At 43.9% G+C, this 20,984-nt stretch carries 22 protein-coding genes and 1 tRNA gene; 12 read left to right on the forward strand and 11 right to left on the reverse strand.

The features are described from left to right. Nucleotides 1-35: 35 nt before the first annotated feature. Nucleotides 36-1,475: a peptidoglycan DD-metalloendopeptidase family protein gene (locus G6R11_RS01285; RefSeq protein ID WP_163130656.1), complete on the reverse strand. Its 1,440-nt coding sequence runs from the start codon at nucleotides 1,473-1,475 to the stop codon at nucleotides 36-38. An 87-nt stretch (nucleotides 1,476-1,562) separates the two neighbouring features. Then, nucleotides 1,563-2,012, reverse strand: a complete 450-nt coding sequence (locus tag G6R11_RS01290; protein ID WP_163130659.1) for a Fur family transcriptional regulator — start codon at nucleotides 2,010-2,012, stop codon at nucleotides 1,563-1,565. A 422-nt stretch (nucleotides 2,013-2,434) separates the two neighbouring features. Here G6R11_RS01290 and G6R11_RS01295 point away from each other — a divergent pair. Beyond that, nucleotides 2,435-2,510, forward strand: a tRNA-Phe gene (locus G6R11_RS01295). Nucleotides 2,511-2,563: 53 nt separating this feature from the next. Here G6R11_RS01295 and G6R11_RS01300 read toward each other — a convergent pair. After that, entirely contained in the window at nucleotides 2,564-3,142 is a 579-nt protein-coding gene (locus tag G6R11_RS01300) for a helix-turn-helix domain-containing protein (RefSeq protein WP_163130662.1), read from the reverse strand. Nucleotides 3,143-3,266: 124 nt separating this feature from the next. Between G6R11_RS01300 and G6R11_RS01305 the strand changes: the two genes are divergently transcribed. From G6R11_RS01305 to bfr (G6R11_RS01320), 4 genes are all read left to right on the forward strand, one after another. Beyond that, on the forward strand, nucleotides 3,267-4,469 hold the full coding sequence (locus G6R11_RS01305; protein ID WP_163130664.1) for a benzoate/H(+) symporter BenE family transporter: 1,203 nt from the start codon (nucleotides 3,267-3,269) through the stop codon (nucleotides 4,467-4,469). 44 nt (nucleotides 4,470-4,513) lie between these two features. Beyond that, nucleotides 4,514-5,200, forward strand: a complete 687-nt coding sequence (mtgA, locus tag G6R11_RS01310) for a monofunctional biosynthetic peptidoglycan transglycosylase (protein WP_240352374.1) — start codon at nucleotides 4,514-4,516, stop codon at nucleotides 5,198-5,200. A 450-nt stretch (nucleotides 5,201-5,650) separates the two neighbouring features. Further along, nucleotides 5,651-6,130 carry a bacterioferritin gene (bfr, locus tag G6R11_RS01315; RefSeq protein WP_163130670.1) on the forward strand — a complete coding sequence of 160 codons (480 nt, stop codon included), beginning with the start codon at nucleotides 5,651-5,653 and terminating at the stop codon, nucleotides 6,128-6,130. Further along, the gene (gene bfr / locus G6R11_RS01320; protein WP_163130673.1) at nucleotides 6,130-6,597 is read left to right on the forward strand and encodes a bacterioferritin; all 468 of its coding nucleotides are present in this window, start codon (nucleotides 6,130-6,132) and stop codon (nucleotides 6,595-6,597) included. Before bfr (G6R11_RS01315) ends, bfr (G6R11_RS01320) begins: the two co-directional genes overlap by 1 nt. Nucleotides 6,598-6,649: 52 nt before the next feature. Here bfr (G6R11_RS01320) and G6R11_RS01325 read toward each other — a convergent pair whose 3' ends face one another. After that, nucleotides 6,650-7,306, reverse strand: coding sequence for an HAD family phosphatase (locus G6R11_RS01325; protein WP_163130676.1), 657 nt, complete (start codon nucleotides 7,304-7,306; stop codon nucleotides 6,650-6,652). A 117-nt stretch (nucleotides 7,307-7,423) separates the two neighbouring features. Then, a complete protein-coding gene (locus G6R11_RS01330; protein ID WP_163130679.1) occupies nucleotides 7,424-8,779 on the reverse strand; it encodes a pullulanase-associated domain-containing protein in 1,356 nt (451 codons plus the stop codon). Between the two features lie 215 nt (nucleotides 8,780-8,994). Between G6R11_RS01330 and G6R11_RS01335 the strand changes: the two genes are divergently transcribed. Continuing rightward, entirely contained in the window at nucleotides 8,995-10,035 is a 1,041-nt protein-coding gene (locus G6R11_RS01335; RefSeq protein WP_163130682.1) for an NADP(H)-dependent aldo-keto reductase, read from the forward strand. Further along, entirely contained in the window at nucleotides 10,035-10,643 is a 609-nt protein-coding gene (locus G6R11_RS01340; protein ID WP_163130685.1) for a uracil-DNA glycosylase family protein, read from the forward strand. The genes G6R11_RS01335 and G6R11_RS01340 overlap by 1 nt, the downstream gene beginning before the upstream one ends. Before the next feature lie 4 nt (nucleotides 10,644-10,647). On the opposite strand, the gene G6R11_RS01345 is transcribed toward G6R11_RS01340, so the two are convergent. After that, entirely contained in the window at nucleotides 10,648-11,478 is an 831-nt protein-coding gene (locus G6R11_RS01345) for an AraC family transcriptional regulator (RefSeq protein WP_163130688.1), read from the reverse strand. A 107-nt stretch (nucleotides 11,479-11,585) separates the two neighbouring features. Between G6R11_RS01345 and G6R11_RS01350 the strand changes: the two genes are divergently transcribed. After that, complete coding sequence (locus G6R11_RS01350; protein WP_370525609.1) at nucleotides 11,586-12,065, forward strand: YHS domain-containing (seleno)protein; 480 nt, start codon at nucleotides 11,586-11,588, stop codon at nucleotides 12,063-12,065. A gap of 27 nt (nucleotides 12,066-12,092) precedes the next feature. Here G6R11_RS01350 and G6R11_RS01355 read toward each other — a convergent pair whose 3' ends face one another. Further along, nucleotides 12,093-12,398, reverse strand: a complete 306-nt coding sequence (locus tag G6R11_RS01355; protein WP_016402935.1) for a 4a-hydroxytetrahydrobiopterin dehydratase — start codon at nucleotides 12,396-12,398, stop codon at nucleotides 12,093-12,095. Between the two features lie 38 nt (nucleotides 12,399-12,436). After that, nucleotides 12,437-13,354 (reverse strand): hypothetical protein, encoded by a 918-nt coding sequence (locus G6R11_RS01360; RefSeq protein ID WP_205472532.1) that lies wholly within the window; start codon nucleotides 13,352-13,354, stop codon nucleotides 12,437-12,439. A gap of 296 nt (nucleotides 13,355-13,650) precedes the next feature. Here G6R11_RS01360 and G6R11_RS01365 point away from each other — a divergent pair, with 296 nt between their 5' ends. Next, nucleotides 13,651-15,849 carry a malate synthase G gene (locus G6R11_RS01365; protein ID WP_163130694.1) on the forward strand — a complete coding sequence of 733 codons (2,199 nt, stop codon included), beginning with the start codon at nucleotides 13,651-13,653 and terminating at the stop codon, nucleotides 15,847-15,849. Between the two features lie 48 nt (nucleotides 15,850-15,897). Here G6R11_RS01365 and G6R11_RS01370 read toward each other — a convergent pair whose 3' ends face one another. Together G6R11_RS01370 and G6R11_RS01375 are read right to left on the reverse strand one after the other, a co-directional pair. Further along, on the reverse strand, nucleotides 15,898-17,025 hold the full coding sequence (locus tag G6R11_RS01370; RefSeq protein WP_163130696.1) for a DUF481 domain-containing protein: 1,128 nt from the start codon (nucleotides 17,023-17,025) through the stop codon (nucleotides 15,898-15,900). 138 nt (nucleotides 17,026-17,163) lie between these two features. Further along, nucleotides 17,164-17,634, reverse strand: coding sequence for a WbuC family cupin fold metalloprotein (locus tag G6R11_RS01375; protein ID WP_163130699.1), 471 nt, complete (start codon nucleotides 17,632-17,634; stop codon nucleotides 17,164-17,166). Nucleotides 17,635-17,775: 141 nt separating this feature from the next. On the opposite strand from G6R11_RS01375, the gene G6R11_RS01380 reads away from it, so the two are divergent. Then, complete coding sequence (locus G6R11_RS01380; protein WP_163130702.1) at nucleotides 17,776-18,183, forward strand: GFA family protein; 408 nt, start codon at nucleotides 17,776-17,778, stop codon at nucleotides 18,181-18,183. Nucleotides 18,184-18,186: 3 nt separating this feature from the next. Here the strand turns inward: G6R11_RS01380 and G6R11_RS01385 are convergent, their stop codons facing one another. Next, nucleotides 18,187-19,200 carry an AraC family transcriptional regulator gene (locus G6R11_RS01385; RefSeq protein WP_163130705.1) on the reverse strand — a complete coding sequence of 338 codons (1,014 nt, stop codon included), beginning with the start codon at nucleotides 19,198-19,200 and terminating at the stop codon, nucleotides 18,187-18,189. Nucleotides 19,201-19,336: 136 nt separating this feature from the next. Between G6R11_RS01385 and G6R11_RS01390 the strand changes: the two genes are divergently transcribed. Both G6R11_RS01390 and G6R11_RS01395 read left to right on the forward strand, forming a co-directional pair. Then, the gene (locus G6R11_RS01390) at nucleotides 19,337-19,687 is read left to right on the forward strand and encodes an MFS transporter (protein WP_163130708.1); all 351 of its coding nucleotides are present in this window, start codon (nucleotides 19,337-19,339) and stop codon (nucleotides 19,685-19,687) included. Next, nucleotides 19,680-20,903, forward strand: coding sequence for an HlyD family secretion protein (locus tag G6R11_RS01395; protein ID WP_163130711.1), 1,224 nt, complete (start codon nucleotides 19,680-19,682; stop codon nucleotides 20,901-20,903). Before G6R11_RS01390 ends, G6R11_RS01395 begins: the two co-directional genes overlap by 8 nt. The last annotated feature ends 81 nt before the right edge of the window (nucleotides 20,904-20,984 follow it).

The raw sequence follows: 20,984 nt of genomic DNA on the forward strand, positions 1-20,984 counted from the left end.
TTTAAGGTCCGTTTTTAAAGGGTTAGCGAAGTGACTTAGCCAGCTGCAATCAAATTATTCATATTGCTAACCAGCTGGTTGAACTCGGCGCGCTCCTGCTTATCAATGGCAGAGGCTAGGGGGATTTTTGCGGTCATTGGGTTAACCGCTCGGCCATTAATGTGGAACTCGTAATGCAGGTGCGGACCCGTTGAACGGCCGGTATTGCCGGAGTCTGCAATCACTTGCCCGCGAGTCACTCGCTGCCCTTTGCGAACTTTAAACTTGTTTAAATGTAGATAGCGAGAGCGATATTTACCGCCGTGTTGAATCACGATGTACTTACCCGCATAAGGGTGGTTTTCTACTCGAGTTACTACGCCATCACCAGCAGCCAATACTGGGGTACCAATGGCAAGGCCAAAATCGGCACCATTATGTGGTGAAATGCGCCCGGTAATTGGGTGTTTGCGACGTGGATTAAAACCAGAGGTAACGCGATGAGCCCCTTTTAGTGGTACACGCATAAAGGCGCGCGCTAGGCTTTCGCCATCTTTGTCATAGTAGTTACCATTGCTGAACAAGTAGGCGCTGTATTCGTTGCCGCGGTTAAAAATGCGCACCGCACTAATTTCACTTTGGCCAGTTAGTTCGTCATCAATATACTGGCGGTTTCGCACTACTTGAAATACATCGCCCGCTCTAAAGTCACGAGAAAAACGCAGTTTGTCTTTAAACATTTGCGCCACTTGCTCGACTTCGCTTGGGCTTAAGCCGGCTTTACGGGCAGATACGTAAAAGCTACCTTCAATGGTGCCCGCTATGGCTTGTTTTTGCCATTGCCCTTCAATATTAATGGTTTCGTATTCGAAGCTGCTTGCATCTACACGCTTAAATATGATTTTTTGCGCCGGGTTAAAGGCAAGTTGTAAGGCTAATAGCTGTTGGTTGTCGTGGTCGATGGTAAAGGTAAGATCATGACCAGGACTTAAGGTATCTAAAGCTAGTACCGAAATATCGGCTTCTAGCACTTGATACATAGTGGTTTGGTCTATGTTAAAACGGGTGAAAATTTTACCTAAGGTATCGCCTTTCTCAATAGTGTATTGATAGCTACGCTCGCCTATAACTTCAGCTTGTTCAGGCTCTGGCTTTGCAGCAGCGAGTGCTGGTTCACTTTTGTTTTGTTGTTCCACTACTGGCGATTCAGCTGCTTGTCTAAACTGCTCGGCACTGGGTTCAGCTTGAGTATTCTGTTTTACCATATCGATGGCTTCATTAGAGCTACTGGCCAGGCTAAATGTGATGCCGTCGGACTCTGCCTTAAAGTCGTTTTGCGGCAGTTCGATTAGCTGGCGGCTGGTGCTACTTACTTGTTTGGGGCTAGGCCAAATACTGGCAATACCTACCAGTGCTCCGCAGGCGATAATGAGCTGCCAATGTTTATTGGGAAGCCTGCTAGGGCGACCAAACAAACGAGTTTTACTGTTAAACATACAATCTTTTACCTAATAAACGCTGTCTTAACGCAGCTGTTATTGTATTGATATTAGTGAGTGACTTTTGCTGGACCGTGCTGCTATTCACGATACTTGCCCTTGTTGGCAACTTGAGCAAAGACCTTGGAGTTCGTAACTTTGTGAATGCAGCCTAAAGCCCTGCTGCCCGGCAAACTGGTCTAATTCAATCTTTAATGACTTAGATAAGCTTATTTGAGTGACCGATTTACAGTCGGTGCAAATAAGCAAGGGTTGCGGAGTAAACGGGGCATGTTGGTGGCCTATTATGTAACGGCTACTTGATTCAATATGTTGAATGAAGTGATATTGCAGCAAAAAATCTAAAGCGCGATATACCGTGGGTGGCTTAGTATTTTGTTGCTGCTGTTGCAGCTTTGCCAAAATATCGTAAGCGCTAAGTGCTTGTTGATGCTGATGAAGAATAGCCAACACTGCTGCACGATTTGGCGTGAACTTAAGCTTATTTTGGCTACAGTAATCACTGACACGTTGTATATAATTGGCTGTAGACATGCTTTACCGAAATAGAATTTAACTGATGAGTGAAATACACCCACAAAATTTGAGCGTTACATTATAACAATCATTGCTTATAGGCAAGTTTTGTAAGGTCAACTGTCGACTTAGTCATGCTTTTTGATAGTTTATTTAAGTTGTTGTAAATAAAGCGCTAAATTCTGTCGCTGATTGGCGACAGGTTTAAATGGGCTGCGTCGTTGAGTATGTCACTTCCGTCATAGTTGCTTAACTGAGTGAAGATACAAAAAATACTGAGCAAGTCAACGCGAGTGATTAGTGCTTGAAGCTATTGTGGATAAAGGCCTGATTGGAATTGCTGGTTTTTTATTTAGTTTGTTCGCTTTGTAAGCACTCGAACTTTAATTGAGAAAAAGCGGTTGACTTGTTTCGGCTAAAAACGTTTAATAGCCGCCGTTGCCCGGATAGCTCAGTCGGTAGAGCAGAGGATTGAAAATCCTCGTGTCGGTGGTTCGATTCCGCCTCCGGGCACCACATTTAAAAAGCCTGCTAAATTTAGCAGGCTTTTTTCGTTTAAAACCTTGGGTTTAGCTCTGCTGAGGTTTACTGCGCGAATAGTGAATTAAACAATGAAACACTGCCGCTTGCTCGTTTAAGTTTCTATAACCGTGTGGTTTATCGCCAGCAAAGCGCAAAGCTTGCCCTTGGCTGAGTTTATTCCATTGCCCGTTTGCCAAAACTTCCATCTCCCCACTAGTCACAATCACATGTTCGCTTACTCCTAATTCATGGGGCTCTGATACTCGTTGATAGTTCTCTAGCAAGGTGAGTTCGTACATCTCAAAGCCGTACTTTTCATCATAGGGGAATAGAATCGCGACCAACATGTCATCGCTGGCTGGTTGTTGTCGGAGTTGATCAGCGCTGCGAATTTCTGGTTGAGCTTGTTCAGCGAGTTCTGGCTCTAAAAAAGTTGATAAGGAAGTATTAAACCCTCCTGCTATCTTCCACAGTGTGGCAATAGTAGGGCTGGATTCACCACGCTCTATTTGTCCTAACATGGCTTTACTCACGCCAGTTTTATTGGCTGCGGTATCTAAGCTCCACTGCTTGTGTTTGCGCTGCTGCTTGAGAGCCGCCGCGAGATACTGATTTAAGGCCTGCAAAAATAACCTACTTGTTGAAAAAATAGTCTTGTACGTTATAACGCACAAGTGCTAGGCTTGTCTAGTTCGTGCGTTATAGCGCACAAAAATATGGGTGAGTTTACCGTTAAGCCAAGGAGTAGCTATGCGTGACTGGTTTGTAATATCACGAGTGTCGGCTGGATTTATCGCAGTATTAGTGGGTTATACCAGCTCAGCAGTTATTGTGTTTCAAGCTGCTGCTTCGGCAGGAGCAAGCGAGCAGCAAATTAGTTCATGGTTGTGGGCTTTGGGTATTGGAATGGGTGCGACTAGTATCGGTTTTTCTTGGTATCACAAAAAGCCGATCCTTACTGCTTGGTCTACGCCTGGAGCAGCCTTGCTGGTGACTAGTTTATCCGGTCTCTCGGTTAACCAAGCCATTGGTGCGTTTTTGTTTAGCTCTCTATTGATCACCTTGATTGGATTAAGCGGTTTGATGGATAAACTGATCCGCTGGATCCCACAATCAGTCGCCTCCGCGATGTTGGCAGGGGTGTTATTGCAATTTAGTTTGCAGTTATTTCAATCTCTAGAGAGCCAATTGATATTGGTAGCCAGCATGGTGGCTTGCTACTTAATTGGCAAATTGTATGCACCACGCTACGTTATGCTGCTTACCTTATTGGTAGGCATTGCAGCAGCCTATAGCTTAGGTTTATTAGAGCTATCTTCGGTGACTTTAGAGCTAGCCATGCCGGTGTGGATTAGCCCGTCGTTCTCATGGCAAGCAATGTTAGGAGTGGGTTTACCCTTGTTTGTGGTTACCATGGCCTCACAAAATATGCCCGGTATCGCTGCTTTGCATGGCAATGGATATCGGCCGGCTATTTCTCCACTAATCTCTTGGACAGGTATCGCTGGATTGCTGTTAGCGCCATTTGGAGGCTTTGCCTTTAATTTGTCGGCCATTACTGCTGCAATTTGCATGGGTAAAGAGGCCGATGAAGATCCCAGTAAACGTTATTATGCTTCTATTTGGGCAGGCGTCTTTTATCTATTGGTGGGCTTGATGGGAGCAACGGTAGTGAGTTTGTTTGCCGCTTTTCCTCAAGAGTTGGTGGTTGCTATTGCTGGATTAGCGCTGATAAGCACCATAGCAAACAGTTTATCTACTGCCTTAGCTAGCTCAAAGGGCAGAGAGGCGGCCGCCATTACTTTTTTGGTTACGGCTTCATCGCTCAACTTGTTTGGTATTGCCAGCGCGTTTTGGGGCTTAAGCTTAGGTTTGTTTGTACATTACTTCTTTTCTCGTGGCGATTTAGCAGAGGTGGTTAAACAGAGCTGTGAAGCTGGCAATAAAGCCTAGCTTATTTTAAGGTTGAAACATCACAAATATGATTGATTAGCTCGTTGATTAAACGTTTCAGCCTCTATTTATTGAAGGGCTTTTTGCTACTTGCTCTGCTTGCTGAGTTGATGGTGTTAGCCTTACGTTGGATTGATCCACCAATTTGGTCTTGGCGCATACACCTTGCTTGGTTCCCTCCCACTTCTTACCCTGAGCAAATTGAACACCAGTGGGTAGCATTAACTAGCATCAACAAGTCAATGCCCTTGGCGGTGGTTGCTGCAGAAGATCAGCGCTTTTTAGCACACTATGGCGTAGATTTTTTGGCTATCTGGAGAGCTTATAAAAGCAATCGAGAAGGTGGGCGATTAAGAGGTGGGAGTACTATTACTCAACAAACTGCCAAGAATTTGTGGTTATGGCCTAGTCAAAGCTATTGGCGAAAGGCTGTAGAAGTCGGCTTTGCAGGTTTGCTAGAGTTAAATCTATCCAAATCAAGAATATTAGAACTCTATCTCAATATTGCTGAGTTTGGTCCTGGTATTTATGGGGTAGAGGCTGCTAGCCAGCATTACTTTAATCTATCATCAGAACAACTCAGTGCTCATCAGGCAGCTAGCTTGGCCGCCTTGCTGCCAAGCCCCTACCGTTACTCGATAAATCCTAAAAGCGCATTTATGAGCCAGCGAGTCTCGTGGATTCGCCAACAAATGCGCCAATTAGGGCCTTTAGAGCTGAGTCGTCACTAGTTTGCGGCTGATTAAAGCGCTGCTTGGAAAAGACCTATAGCGAACTGTGATGACAGCTTTAGACAAAGCAATATGACAAATACTGAGATTGCAATAAGGCTAGCTTTTGAGAGTGTTTTTAAGAATCCAAAGAACATAATGACCTCACTTGAGTTTAGCCATCCCTGGGGTTCGATTCAGAGCAATTATACTAAATATTGAGCAAAGGCTGAATTTTTGGATTTGTTTTAGATCAATATTGAGCGCTGTTTTTTTGCACAATCGCTGGAGAGTGTGATCGGCAATTCGATTTTAGTTTTGGTGTAGAACTGGACTCTAAATTCAAATGTAAATGATAACGGTTTTTATTATCTTTATCGTAAGTTAATGAAATGTAAATATAATATGCAGCGTGCTTAGTTAGGGTGTATACTTTTTCGATACCTAAAATTGGCAGCTTGGAGCGCAGTAATGAAAGCCGAACCAAATATAATTGCTTTGTTAAATAAGGTGTTAGTTTCAGAACTTACTTCGATTAATCAGTATTTTTTACATGCCAGAATGTATAAAAACTGGGGCCTAGAAGCGCTTAATGAGCGCAATTACAAAAAATCGATTAAGGATATGAAGCAAGCCGACAAATTAATGGAGCGAATCTTGTTCCTTGAAGGTTTGCCTCATGCACACATGTTAGGTGTATTGCGCATTGGTGAAGCTACCGAGGAAATGCTGCAATGTGATATGGACTTCCAGCTGGAACAATTACCAATCATCAAACAAGCGATTGCCGATTGTGAACAGGCTAAAGACTTTGTCAGTCGAGATTTGTTAGAAGAAATTTTAGATTATGAAGAAGACCATATTGATTGGATTGAAACTCAGCAGTATCAAATTGAAAAAATGGGCCTAGAAAATTATTTAGCTGCTCAAATTACCGAAGGAGATGACTAATGAAAGGTAATAATGAAGTTATTGATGCGCTAAACCGCCTGTTAATGAATGAACTAACGGCAATGGATCAGTACTTTATCCATTCACGTATGTATGAAGACTGGGGCCTAAATAAATTATATGAGCGTATCGACCATGAGTTTGATGACGAGAAAGGTCATGCCTCGTTGCTTATTCAGCGCATTTTGTTCTTAGAGGGTACGCCTGACTTAAGTAAGCGTGATCCTTTGCGTATTGGCAGTGATGTGCCAAGCATGCTTGAGAATGACTTAAAAGTTGAGTACGAGGTTGATGCCTTATTAAAAGAAGCAATGGCCCTTTGTGAGCTTAAGCAAGATTATGTAAGCCGTAACATGTTGCAAACTCTGATTGATGATACCGAGATGGATCATGCTTACTGGTTAGAGCAGCAACTAGGATTAATCAAGAAAATTGGCTTAGAGAATTACTTACAAAGCCAAATGTAAAAGTTGCTTCCAAGAGATGTAAAAACGAGAGCCTAGGCTCTCGTTTTTTGTTTTAGTATAGCTGCCAACTAAACTGAGTCCAATTCCGTTCTGACGCAAGCTGTTTAAGCCTAGGGCAGGGGTTAACCGTGTAGGCATTGTCTGCATACTCCAGTAAGGGCTGGTCGTTAATTGAGTCGGAATAAAAACTGATTGAAGAGTATTGTTTAGACTGGTCAGAGAGCCACTGCTTAAGCCGCGTAACTTTACCTTCACGAAAGCTGGCAACGCCTTGTATTTGTTCAGTGTATTTACCCTGCTTAGCCTCTAAATCAACCCCCAAATGATGTTCAACTCCCAGTAGTTGTGCAACCTGACTAACGATAAAACTGACCGTTGCAGAGATGATCAATACATCATGGTTTTGCTTTAACTGAGAGATGAGTGTTTGGCCTTGTGGATAGACGATAGAATTCACTTGCTGTTGAACAAAGTGACTCACTAGTCGGTCAATTTGTTTACTACTAAGGTGTTTTATCGGTTTTAAACTGAAAGTTATGTATTGCTCTAAAGCAAGTTCACCTAAGGCATATTGCTGCATCATCGCCGCGTCTTGCTCCAGAAATCCCGCTTGGGTAACCACTCCTTCTTTTACTAGAAATTGATGCCATAGCACGCCGCTGTCTCCGGCGATCAGTGTTTCATCTAAATCGAATATATGTAGTTCCACAAAAGCCTCTTTCACGAATGAGTGACTAAAGACGATGCTAAGGAAAACTGAGGGATAGCTCAATGGCTAAATTTTATTGAGGATAAAGAAAAGGCCAGCTGAGCTGGCCTTGTAATTTTATGCAGTATCTTTTTTGAGATTCTCAGGTAAGCCATCTGGTACTGGCGCCCAACTGCGTTGCTGAGCTTCACCGTGAAGTACCTTACGTAGCTTCTCATTTGCTGCTGCAGCGTAAATCTTCTCGGTTTTAATTTCTTCTTCTTTACGTTTAAGCGCATCTTCCATATCTAACTGAAGATCTTTGTAGCGCTTGGTGGTTGCCAAGAAGACTAGACCAATTAACACCACTAGTACCGCAACTACTGCGCCGAATAACCACCAGGCAATGCCTGATTCTTGCGCTTGACCAGCATTCTCAGAACGTTGAACTAATTCAACGATGTGAGCACTTAGCTTATTGTTGTCAGCACGTAGTTCGTCTCGCTGAGTTTGCATTTGGTTAAACTGATCTTGCAGTTGTTTTTGCTGCTCAGAGTTACCCGTGTTTTCAGCAATGGTTTTCTGTAAACCTAGCACTTGCTCATTAACACCAGCGAGTTGCTTTTCAAGCTGTTGGTTTCGCTCTAATAATTGAGCTTCTGCATTACTGCTACCGGCTTGTTCAACTTGAGCATATAAGCTTTGGTTAGACGCAGTTAATGTGCGGTTCTCGTTGCTTACTTTGTCGTTAAGTTGCAATAAAGCTTGGTAATCAATCAACTTGCTGTTTAAGTCGCTTTGCAAACGCTGGTTGATTTTTTGCGTGTCGTTAAGAGCAGACTGAAGCTTGTTAATGGTCTTATTCTTTTTACTTAAATCGTTCTTAAGCAAATTCAAAGTACGCGTCATTTCTGGGCTTGGGCCTGTGCTCTTGGCAACCGGTTTTGGCTTAGGCTTAGGTGCAACCTTGGCCGTAGTGGTTGTTGCCTTAGCTTTTGGCACTGGCGGTGGCAGAACTGCTTTAGGCTTAGCTGAAGTAGTGGTGGTTTTTGCTGTTTGAGTTTTAGTATTCTTAGCAAATTGTCTAGGCACACCGGTATAAATCTTTGGATCTTTTTCTACAATCCAAATCTCTAAACCATGTTTGCTTTTAATCCACTTCCATTCTTCCACGTTCATATGGTGAAGTTCACCATTAGTTAACGTGTATGAAAACTGCTTAGCATCTTTACGCACTGGAATGGTAAAGGCTACGCCGAAGTCGTCAAACTTGCTTGGCATTAGCGGATCACCAGGGGTGGTCCCTTTACGCAAACGGAAGTCGGTTCTCGCACCAACTTGTTTTCCGTTCACCATTTCTTCACCAGCCCAGATGTGTAAACCCCAGCCGTCATAGTTGTTATTAGTGCTCTTGTAGTGAACAGTTACACTATCTGCACTAGCAACTGTACTAATACACCAGAAAAGTAATATAAATATGGATGCTCTTTGCACAATTACTCCATTAACTTGTTTAAGTCGCATGAGCCCATAATAACTAAAAAAACATTAAAGAAGTAGCAACTAGATCACCAATATGGTGTTAAATTTTAAAGAAAAATAGACTTAGCTCCAATTGCTGCAGGTTTTTGCCTTAAAAATGCTCAGTTTTTGCTGCTAATTGTTTTTAACCTTAACAATAAATTGTCTGACCTTATGAGGATTGAGTGATGAAATATCGTCAATTAGGAGAGTCAAATTTAAGAGTGAGCGAAATTTGCTTGGGAACAATGACTTGGGGTGAGCAAAATTCTCAAGATCAAGCGTTTGATCAACTTGATTACGCTTTGGCACATGGGGTTAATTTTATTGATACTGCTGAAATGTATCCAGTACCTCCTCAGCAAAGTACTCAAGGCGACACTGAGACCATCATTGGTTATTACTTAACTCGCAGAAAATGCAGAGATGAATTGATCTTAGCCTCAAAGGTTGCTGCGCCTTCTAAATCCGATCGCGGGGGTTATATCCGCCAAGATATGCGGCTTACGTGGAATGGCATTCATCAAGCGCTAGAAGACTCTTTAAATAGATTGCAAACCGATTACCTTGATCTTTACCAAGTTCATTGGCCAGACCGCGCAAGCAATTTTTTTGGCCAGCTAAATTACCAGCATAAAGAAGGTGCTGATCAAACACCTATTATAGAAACGCTTGAAGCTTTAGCTGATCTTGTTAATTCAGGAAAGGTTCGCTATCTGGGGATCTCTAATGAAACACCCTGGGGGGCAATGCGCTATGTCCATTTAGCAGAGAAGCATAACTTGCCAAAGATCGTCTCGATCCAGAACCCTTACAATTTACTTAATCGTAGCTTTGAGGTTGCTTTAGCAGAAGTGTCACATCGCGAGAATATTCCTTTATTAGCCTATTCCCCACTAGCTTTTGGTGCGCTTACAGGAAAGTATTTGAATGATCAATGGCCCGAAGGCGCACGCCTCACCTTATATAAGCGTTTTGCTCGCTATGGTGCAGAAGCTCAACAAGCGATTCAGCATTATGTTGATTTAGCCCAGGAGTTTGAACTTAGCCCCGCCCAGTTGGCCCTAGCATTTGTTAACAAGCGTAGCTTTATAGGTTCCAATATTATTGGCGCCACGAACCTTGAGCAACTAAAAGAAAACTTAAGTAGTACTAAAGTGTTGATGTCTGATCAGTTAGAGCAGCGAATTCAAGAATTGGGTGAACAGTTTAGGATCCCTTGTCCCTAATGCACGACTCGATGATCAGTGGAGATAGCTCAGAAATCCTAGCCCAATTGCTGGAGAGAGTAAGCAATTGTCGTTTGTGTGAAAAACAGCTTGAGCCACGCCCAGTAGTGCAGGCTAGCGCTCAATCTAAGATATTGATTATTGGTCAGGCTCCCGGCATTAAAGTGCACAAAAGCGGCGTGCCTTGGGACGACGCCAGTGGTAAGCGTTTACGTCAGTGGTTGGGCCTAGAACCAGAGACATTTTATAACTCAGAGTTAGTGGCAATTGTTCCTTCGGCTTTTTGTTATCCCGGCAAGGGTAAGCAGGGAGACTTGCCGCCTCCTAAACTATGCTTTGATACTTGGCATCAGCAAATCATTGAGCAGCTTAATAAGGTTGAGCTCACTTTGTTGATTGGCCAATATGCCCAGGCTTTGTATTTGCCAACCGATTCCAAAACTACGCTAAGCGAAAATGTTGCTCGTTATCAACATTACGCTGCCCAAGACATCTGGCCATTACCTCATCCTTCACCACGCAATCGCCATTGGTTTGCTAAGCATCCATGGTTTGAGCAAGAACTAGTGCCTAAGTTGCAAAGCAAGGTTAGGCAGCTATTGGCTTAGCAGCTTAATTGTTGGGGTTATGCTGATCTAGCCACTGTTTAGGAGACATATTTGTATTGGCCCTAAATGCTCGGGTGAAACCTGATACACTTTGATAACCCACTTCTGAAGCAACCCAAGCGATTGGTTTTCTTCGCTTTAGCAGCTGCTTCGCTTGGTTAATTTTCCATTCCACTAAATAGTCACCCGGCGAACAGCCAATGGTTTGCTTGAAAGTGTCGATAAAGCTAGTGCGCGACATAGCCGCTTGCTCTGCTAACCATTCAACAGAATGCTTTGAAGCCGCTTGCTTATGCATTGCTGCTAAGGCTTGCGATAACTTGGGGTGCAGTAAGCCGGCAATTAAACCGGAGTGTTTGCTTTGTTGGTTAATGCTATGGCGCAGCAATAAGGTGACAAGGACTTCTACCAACTTATCCATAATCACCAACGATCCCTGATCTGTTTCAAAGGCTTCGCTAAAGAGTAATTCAATAGTGCGGGCGAATTGAACTTGTTGACTGAGCGATAGCACCATTTGCTCGGGCAGGGCATTGGCTAAGGCACTGTGATTGGCATTGTCGTATTGAATTGTCGCGCACACTAATTCTGCCGGTTGTTGGTCATCCACAATAAGTCGATGAGCTTGCGGCTTAGGAAAGAAAATTAAGCTGGGTGCCACTACCTCTATTTGTTGTTGCTTGCTTTGAATACTCAGCCTGCCAGAGCGCAATACATGAATGTGTCCGACAAGTTCATCCCCCGTGCTTACATCGGACAAGCCGCATAGCTGCCCTGAATAAAAAACACCGGCGCTGATTGAAAACTGTCTGAGTAGGTCAGAAAGTTGGTCCATTTTAGTTATTCCGTACTTTTTGCACTAAATGCTGAACGATTGTATCCCAACAGACCGGAGCAAGCCGTTATTGTTTCATTGTCGCTTAGCACACAACTATTTGGAGAATGAAAATGAATACACTAAAAGCACTTATTCGTACCAGCGCACTAGCCTCTGCCCTAGCTGTTAGCAGCTTTAGCTTTGCTGCCGATGTAGGCATGAGCGTAGACGCCAACGATTTAGCCATTAAAGGCTATGATCCCGTCGCCTACTTTGTAAGCGGCCAGCCAACTCAAGGTAATGGAAGTTATACCGCCACTCACAACAACGCCATTTATCACTTTGCATCTGCAGATAATCGCGATGCATTTAAAGCGGATCCCGCTAAATACGCACCGCAATATGGTGGCTATTGCGCATTTGGTGTAGCCATGGAGAAAAAGTTTGATACCGATCCAACCGCTTGGAAAATTGTCGACGGCAAGCTATACCTCAACCTGGACAAAAAGGTTCAGCAGCGTTGGTTAGAAAACACCGGTGAGCTAATTGTTGATGCCAACCAAAACTGGCCAGAAATAAAAGCTGTAGATGCAGCTAAACTTTAAGCGCTATATGACTATCTCACCAATTGTCTACTTGGTGAGATAGTACTGTTGGTACAAATCTTCGATAAGTGTGGCCAATTTAAAGTCTCGTTCACTTACGCCGCCTAATTCGTGAGTAGTAAGCGAAATATCTACTTTGTTATAGCAATTGCTCCAATCTGGATGATGGTTTTGCTGCTCGGCGTAATCAGCCACTCTTCCCATAAATTCAAAGGCTTGTACAAAGTTCTTAAAGCGGTAGCTGTTTACGATAAAGTTATTTTGGTACTGCCAACTTGGTAGGTGTTTTAAGGCTAAGTGAATAGCTGGTTGGCTTAGGGCATGCTCACTCATATTTACCTCTAGCTTGCTGGGTTATTTATAAGACTAGTTTAGCGAGAGCGTGAAGCCAGTTTTACTAGCATTGGCAGCAAATATACTGGCAGCTGAATCGCGCCCATGTAAATCATGTATTCAATCCCTAAAAAGCTACCGGTAATACTATAGGTGAGTAAAACATTACGGTTAGTCGCAGTGACACCACTAATTATGGCGAGATCTTTTCCTTTATTTAGGTACAACAAAAAGCTGGCACCAAAAGCGATTAAACAGGCCGCACTGGCAATGGCCAAATACTCTAGAGCTGTCGCAGGGCTGGTGTCATATACCTCACGAAATGCTCCCATTAGGCCTAAGGGGAAAAAAAATACTAATACGATGGTTACCGGGCGGATCTGAATAAGGGCTTTGTCGATCAGTTGTTGCTTGAGCAGTTTGTGCAGTAACAAACTGATAATAATAGGTAATATGATGAAAATTGCTAAGCGTTGGCCATAAACCTGCATATCTAACTGCAATTGCTCACTATGACTAAAGTGGCTAAACAGATGACTATTAAGTAGCAATATGCCAGGCATTAACAAAGTAGACGCGATGGTCATGGCCATACAGCGTTGAGCATCCAAGCCTATCGAGCGCACTATCGCTGGGCTGGCAAATAGCGAACCGGTGGCGCAAGTGGCTGCAATAGCCAAGTAGAGTTGGCTATTAACATTGAAAAACCAGGCAATTAGCATGATCAAAGCGGTCAAACCAAGCGTATGCCAAATGGCATAGAGCCAAATGGATATTTGAGCTAAGTCTTGTATTAGGGTTCTGATGTTCAAACTAACGATGGTAAATAGCATTAAAGCAAACAGTACTGCGGGTAAAAAAGGCAGTAATGCATTAGATAAGCCGGGCAGAGCAAAGCCGATGAAAACGCAGCTGGCTAGTAGCTGAGTAGAGTAAGCAGAAATAAACCTTAGCAAGTCCTTGCCCCATTTTGGTTATACGCTGTGCTAGCGTGGTGTTATTGACAGATTAAAACGCAAGTCAGAATCAAGTTCAAACAAGTGTTTGAAAAATGCTAGCAAAGAGATGTATGATTGCAAATGCTACATTTGGCCAATTGTTAATCATTGGCCGACTATGGGATGCTAATCTGAAATCTATTGCGCGTCGAGTCACTCGGCGAGCTTGCAACATTGTTAAGGGTAACATGAAGCAATTAGCGAAGTTTCTACTTCGTTAACCACATAATAACTATAAAATAAGGGAACATTTGATGAGTAAACCGACTATTAACGCATCTAGCTATCATCAGCTAGACCACTACCAAGTATCGAATTTGCTTTATCAGTTTATTAATCAGGATGTTTTGCCTAACTCTGGGGTAGAGCAAGACAACTTTTGGTCAGGGCTAGAAGCCTATTTAGATCACTTCATTACTAAAAACCAAGCCTTGTTAGCTAAGCGTGATAGCTTACAAAGCCAAATTGACCAATGGCATCAGCAGAATCCAGCCCCCCTAGATGCTCAAGCTTATCAGCAGTTTCTAGAAGACATTAATTACCTTGTTAAAGCACCTGAGCAAGTTAGTCTTGCCACATCAAAAGTGGATCGCGAACTCGCCCTATTGGCAGGCCCACAATTAGTGGTACCGGTAATGAATGCTCGCTATGCGCTAAATGCAGCAAATGCCCGCTGGGGCAGTTTGTATGATGCACTTTATGGCACCGATGTGATTGAGCAAAGTGGAGAGTTGGCTCCCGGCCCTGCCTATAATCCAGTGCGTGGCGAAGCGGTTATTGCCTATGGTCGTGCCCTATTAGATGAGCACTGTCCATTAGCTCATGGCAGCCATGCTGATGCCACCAAATACAATGTGCTTTCTGGCGGTTTATTGGTTGGTCTTAAAGACGGCTCCAATACCACGCTGGAAGAGGCCTCTCACCTTGCTGGTTATCAAGGAGACGCAGAGCAACCTTCAGCCATCTTATTGCAACATCACGGCCTACATATTGAAATTCAGTTTGATGAAGAACACCAAATTGGCGCGCAAGACAGCGCCAATGTAAAAGACATTGTATTGGAATCAGCCCTCACCACCATTATGGATTGTGAAGATTCTATTGCTGCAGTCGATGCCGAAGATAAGGTGGAAGTTTATAAAAATTGGTTAGGTTTAATGTGCGGAACATTAAACGAAAGCTTAACTAAAAACGGCAAACAGATTACCCGGGAGCTAGCGCCTAACCGCCAATATATTAATGCTCAGGGGCATGGCTTTAGTTTAAGTGGTCGCTCGTTAATGTTTGTGCGTAACGTAGGTCACCTTATGACCAACGACTTGATGATGGACGCAAACGGTAATGAGGTACCCGAAGGTCTGCTTGATGCAGTATTCACCAGCCTAATTGCTAAACACGATTTACTGGGAAATAGCCCTTATCGCAATTCACGCGAAGGCTCTATTTACATTGTGAAACCCAAAATGCATGGCCCAGAAGAAGTGGCCTTTAGTAATCAAATTTTTGCAGCAGTTGAAGAGCTAATTGGTCTTACTGCTAACACCATCAAACTCGGCATTATGGATGAAGAGCGCCGTACCAGCGTTAACCTAAAAGCCTGTATTGCCGAAGCGAATCAGCGAGTGGTATTTATTAATACCGGCTTCTTAGATAGAACCGGCGATGAAATTCATACCAGCATGGCGGCTGGCGCTATGGTGCCAAAAGGTGATATTAAAGAAAGCCTGTGGATTAAGGCTTATGAGCTAAATAATGTTCAAGCCGGCCTTGCATGCGGCTTGCACGGCAAAGCGCAAATTGGTAAAGGCATGTGGGCCATGCCCGAGATGATGGCCGCTATGATGCAGGCTAAACAAGCCCACCCAGAAAGTGGCGCGAGTACTGCTTGGGTGCCGTCGCCCACTGCCGCAACCCTTCACGCAATGCATTATCACCAGGTAAATGTATCGACTATTCAAAACCAGTTGTTAGAGACTTTAAGCAGTGATGATAAGCGTAACTTGGACGACTTACTCACTCCACCATTAGCTGCAGACACCGCATGGACCGAGCAGCAACTTATCGCTGAACTAGATAACAACATCCAAGGTATTCTTGGTTACGTTGTTCGTTGGGTAGAGCAGGGAGTTGGCTGTTCTAAAGTGCCAGATATTAATGGCGTTGGCTTAATGGAAGACCGGGCTACTTTGCGTATCTCTAGTCAGCACGTGGCAAACTGGTTAAAACACAAGATTGTCAGTGAAGACCTAGTGAAGCAGCGTTTTGAAGTGATTGCTGCATTGGTCGATAAGCAAAACAGTGGAGACCCTGCCTACTTGAATATGGCAGGCAATGCCGCTACCAGTTGCGCCTATCAAGCAGCGCTTGATTTAGTATTTAAAGGTTGTGAGCAACCTAGTGGCTATACCGAACCGTTGTTACACGCTTGGCGACGTGAATTTAAATCTCAATAGGCTGAATAATTCGCTACTAATAAAAGCACCTTAATAGGTGCTTTTTTGTTAGAAATCTAAACCAATACCTATCACTAAGCGATAGTCATTTTTTTCCGGGGTTATATCATCGGCGTCTGCCGTGGGTGACTCGGTATAGTCCCAAATGAAGTCAACATCTAAGTCAAGATCGTCAGTAATATCAATCGCTAGGCTCAGTAGGTTGTGATGTTGGTAACCGCCGGTCTTTTTCTGAGCTAAGGTCATTTGGTAGTCGTGAGTTAGCTCGATGTCTTTGGTAATGTCTATTTCAAAGTTAGAACCAAAGGACAAACCCATGCTGCTTTCTTTGTTAGAACTTCCCGCAGTCACTTCCTCAAAGCGAGTTTGTTGCCAAGAAGGACCAATAGACAGCTCCCATTTTTTGTCATCGTCGTCCACTGCAATGTAACCCACTTGCGAGGCTAATTGACTTTGCAGTTTTATATTTTTCAGCGGTGCATGATAGAAATCAGCCAATACCGGGCGAAAGAACCAATCATGATGTTTATATAAGTCGTGAGAGAGAGTGATTCTGTGGTTTCGCGCGGTGGTTTCGTCATTGGATTCTGAAATCACCCCAAGGTAGGTAATAATGGTGCGGTTAAGCGCGGTTTTTCGCTCACTATTAAGCTTGCCATTAATCTCTAAGGTGTTGGTATTACCGCTGGCAACGTTGGCGCTTAAGGTGGCTTTGTTTTCCCAGCGATCGGCTTCTCGTTCGGCTACCCGATACACCGAAATAACATCTTGGCGAGAGGCATAATGGGTGTCTTTGCCAATAATGGTAACGCCATCTTTATCTACCATTAAGCGGCCGCGTACCACACCTAAACCTCGCAAGTTTACTTGAAACCAGTTGGCTGTGCGGAGGCGCTGAATATCGTCGATATCAATGTTTAGGTCGTCTAATTCATCACTATCGAATAGTACTTCTTTTTGATAAAGCTCTTCGAGTTCCCCTTGAACAACTTCGCCAGAGTCTAATTGGATCCAATCTTTATCCTCATCTAAGTCGAGAGCGCTAAAGTAGTCTTGTTGAAACTGTTCTGCGACAGATTGCGGTGTTTGCTCGGCCTCGGGAAGAGAAGTCTCCGCAGCGAGAGAGTGGCTAAGGCTGGAAGAGGTGACTAACAATACAACAGCTAAGAGGCGCATTAAGTGGTGGCTGCTCCATCAGACATTTAACGACAGTGTTTTGATATTAGCGGCTTTTTCGGCAATACGGAATAAGCGCTTGAGAATACTCGATGTTTTGTTTAGCCGAGTTGTCCTCAGCTAAACATCACCTGCTAGCTATTTCACCTGTGCGCTACGCATCCATTCGCGGTAGGCATCAGCACCTTCTTCACCTTCGGCGGGTGACCAAGGGGCAAAATCTTCTGAAGGTGTTGGCACATAAGCCCCTTCTTTTATCTCTAAGCCTACGGTGCCAGCTTGCATACAAGCATAGCCGTGCCAAGTATTGGGTGGCACTTCGATGGCGCGATTGGTCTCCGGTGATAGGCTATGGCGCTCGGTAAGTTTCCCTTGGTCATTAAAAATCAACAAGTCTAACTGGCCTTTTAACACCAAAAATAGTTCCCATTTGTGGGCTTCGCTATGGCGATGTGGACGCATGTAGGTATCGGGCTCGGTGGCGATAAACAAACGTTGCACACCTGCGTCTAAGGTTTCATGTAAGTTGTGATGGCTGCGCTGGCGTGGTGCTGCTTTAGCCTTATCGCTAAAGTCTGAAAAGTCCTTGTTGTTGATGATCTTCAACATTAGGTGGAGTCCTTAAATGAGTGTATTCGAATTGGTCATCGTAACTGGGCCAGATCTTGGCATATTTTTGACGGCTCAACAAATAGGGTTTTAAGATGTAAGGCAGTAAGTTATTACTCAATAGTTTTTAAGGAGCTTGCCATGAACAAAATGACTGGGCGTTGCTTGTGCGGAAAAGTGAGTTACCAAGTTGATCAATTAGAGCCTCATATGGCTAGTTGTCATTGCAGCATGTGCAGAAAGTTTCATGGCGCTGCCTTTGCAACATATGGCGAAGCCAAAACAGAGAACTTTCGTTGGTTAAGTGGGCAGGACTATATAAAGAAATTTACTGCTGAAAATGGCACCGTGAGGCAGTTTTGCAGCGAATGTGGTTCAAGCTTAAGTTTTGCACCCGCTAACGATGATGGGCGTTTTATTGAATTTAGTTTGGCGACGCTTGATTGCGATATACAACTAAAACCAGACGCCCATATTTTTGTGGCCTATAAAGCTAATTGGTTTGATATTTGCGATAACTTGCCACAGCACCAAGAGGGGCGAGAATAAACCTTATGTTTTTGTCTTAAGTTTTTGCATGTATTGATAAGGAGTCATGCCGCGTAGGCGCTTAAAGGCGCGGCAAAAACTTTGCTCGTTGCTGTAAGATAAGCGCTGGGCAATGTCGTTAATGTCGTAGCCTTTAAATAGATACTGTACCGCTTCATTACATAATACGTTGGCGGTCATGGCTGAAAAATTCCAGCCATGTGCCGATAAGCGTCGTTGGAGTTGCTGGCGCGATATGCTTAGGCAGTCGGCCAAAAATTCGACGTTTGGGCGTCCGTAATAGCGGGAAAAATTTATTAATGAGTAAAGCGATTTAACCATGTCGTGAGGTTGAGGAATATTAATATATTCATCGAATTGCGCGTCACTTAAGCGCAGTGGGGCTTGTTTTTCCCACTGGCTCTTTTCGTCCAAATGAGTGACCGAAGCATTCACCCAAACTTCGGTTTGGGCACTACTCAGTTTAACTTTGCAGCCAAAAAATGCTTCTAGCCGTTTAAGATCGGCAGCAGGTCCGGTTAGAAAAACTTGCAAAGGAGAGAAGTCGCTCCCTAGGTAATAGCGCAACATGTTTACTTTCATGATAGCCATGCGCAAGCTATCGTGTAGCCGCGCTTGGTGGGTTGCATAGGGATTACTGTAGGTCCATTTTACAATATTACCCGACTGTAAACCGCTGAAGGAACAGCCAGATTGTAGTAGTGAGCAGCCATAGTTAATACGCCGAAACGTCACCACAAAATCGGGTGTGTAATAAACCCACTTGTTAAACAGTTGCACACTCTCGAAGTTAATATAAGGGGCTAGTTTAAGCATAAACAAAGGGTCTTGGCTTAAGTGCTCAGCTTGTTCAACCCAACGGTTGGCAAAACTTATGGGGATTAGAGACAGCGGTTCTTCAAGCAAGGCCGAAGGAATGCCGAGATCGTTAGGCTTAATCGCAAACTCGGTGTTCAAACCATCGAGTAGGGGCTTAATAAAGTTAAGCCGAATAAATCCAATATCAAACTCTTTCATTACCGTTCTCTACAACTTGTTTACATTTTGAATCGATTTTCAATCAAATTAGATTGAATCTGTCCATGCCTGCGCATCTTCTCACATTCGACTGCACAATGCTTTGATTTTTAGTTTACCGATAAGAGATTGCTCTATGAGTTTAGTAAGCATGCCATTTGTTGGCGGAGCCGCCGACACCGCATTACATGTAGTGGCTGTTACTGTTTTGCTAGGGACCATTGCTGCCATTGGCTTTGGTTTTTGGAAAGTTCACGAATTACCATTGCATAAAGCACACAGTAAAAAACACCAACAATTAGGGCTTATTAGCGCGCTCACCTGGATTGGGTTTATTTGGCATTGGGTTTGGGTTATCGCTGTCATTATTGCCTTTGTAGACGGCGAAAAAGCACTGTGCCGAATTCGCGATATTTGGAAAGAGAGCGACACCAAAAACGCTGGTTCTGAAGCGGATGTTATTCCAGAGGAGCAAAGCAATGCTTGAAGGTTTAGCGGTTTGGGCTTTGTTTATTTATCTGCTGCGCTTAGTGGGAATGCCTTGGAATAAGTACTCCAAATTGTTTGCTTATCTGGGAGGCGGCACTTGGTTGCTATTTGTATGGGTGGGTTTAATTACTTATACACCCATGGATTTGTCGGGAGGCTCTTTAGTGCAGTCGCCCCATATTCAGGTTCGTCCTGCTTCTACCAAGATTAAGGGCACAGTGGATAGCATTCACATTAAGCCTAATCAAGAGATCCGCAGCGGTCAGCTAATGTTTACCATTGATGACGACATTTACGTGATAGAACGTAACAAAGCACAAGCTGATTTAGATGCGTCGGAGGTGGCCTTAGCAGTGGCTCGCGAAGAAGTGAAAATTGACCAAGCCAACCTAGCAGAGAAAACCGCTGATATTGCCATTACTGAACAGGAAATTTTAGCAGCGCGGGAGAACCTTAAGCTAAAGCAATCGACTTACCAACGTTACTTGGAGCAAAACGAAGCCTTAACTCACTCGGTAACCGAGTCTCGCTTAGATGAGCAAGACACCGAGGTAGAGCTTGCAAAAGTAGAGCTAGAGCGGTTAAAAGCAGAGTTAGAGAAAGCTAAAGTAAGTGTCAACAAAGCACGAGTACTCTTAAGCAAAGCGGAGCTAGCCGTAGACAGCAAACAAGTGGAGGTGATGTCTGCGATACAACTCTTGAAAAAAGCCCAATGGAACTTGGATAACACCAAAATATATGCACCAGCCGACGGTTACGTCACCAACTTTATTATGCGAGAAGGACAGTACGTGGGCGTGGTTCCAAGAATGCAAATGTACACCAATGAAAAATACGTATTGATGCGGGTTAATCACCAAGCTATTCGCAATATTAAGGTTGGCCAAAGTGCCGAATTTGCGACAGCGGTATACCCCGGGCAGATATTTGTTGCAGAAGTTGAAGGGATTGTAGAAGCCTCTGGCGAATCACAAGGCAACCTCACTGGGCGTGATGATCGGGTTCGCCAAACTACTGGCATGAATGTTATGAACAAACATCACTTCGTGCGTTTAAAAATTAGCGAGCCTGAGGGCTACGATATCCCGGTTGGCTCAGTAGGTTTGGCCTGGATTAGTGGTGAAAAGCCCATTGCCTTCATGAACTTTCTCGATGTTATTCGCGGCATTATTATTCGAATGAAATCGCAAATTTACTATATCTACGCCATGTAGTGGTTTATTCAGTTGCTTGGCAGCGCAAGGCTGCTAAGCAACTTACAAGCATTCTCCCTGATTCCGCTTTGACGCCTTTAG

Source organism: Agarivorans sp. Alg241-V36 (genome assembly GCF_900537085.1).
In the GTDB taxonomy this organism is placed as follows: Bacteria; Pseudomonadota; Gammaproteobacteria; order Enterobacterales; family Celerinatantimonadaceae; genus Agarivorans.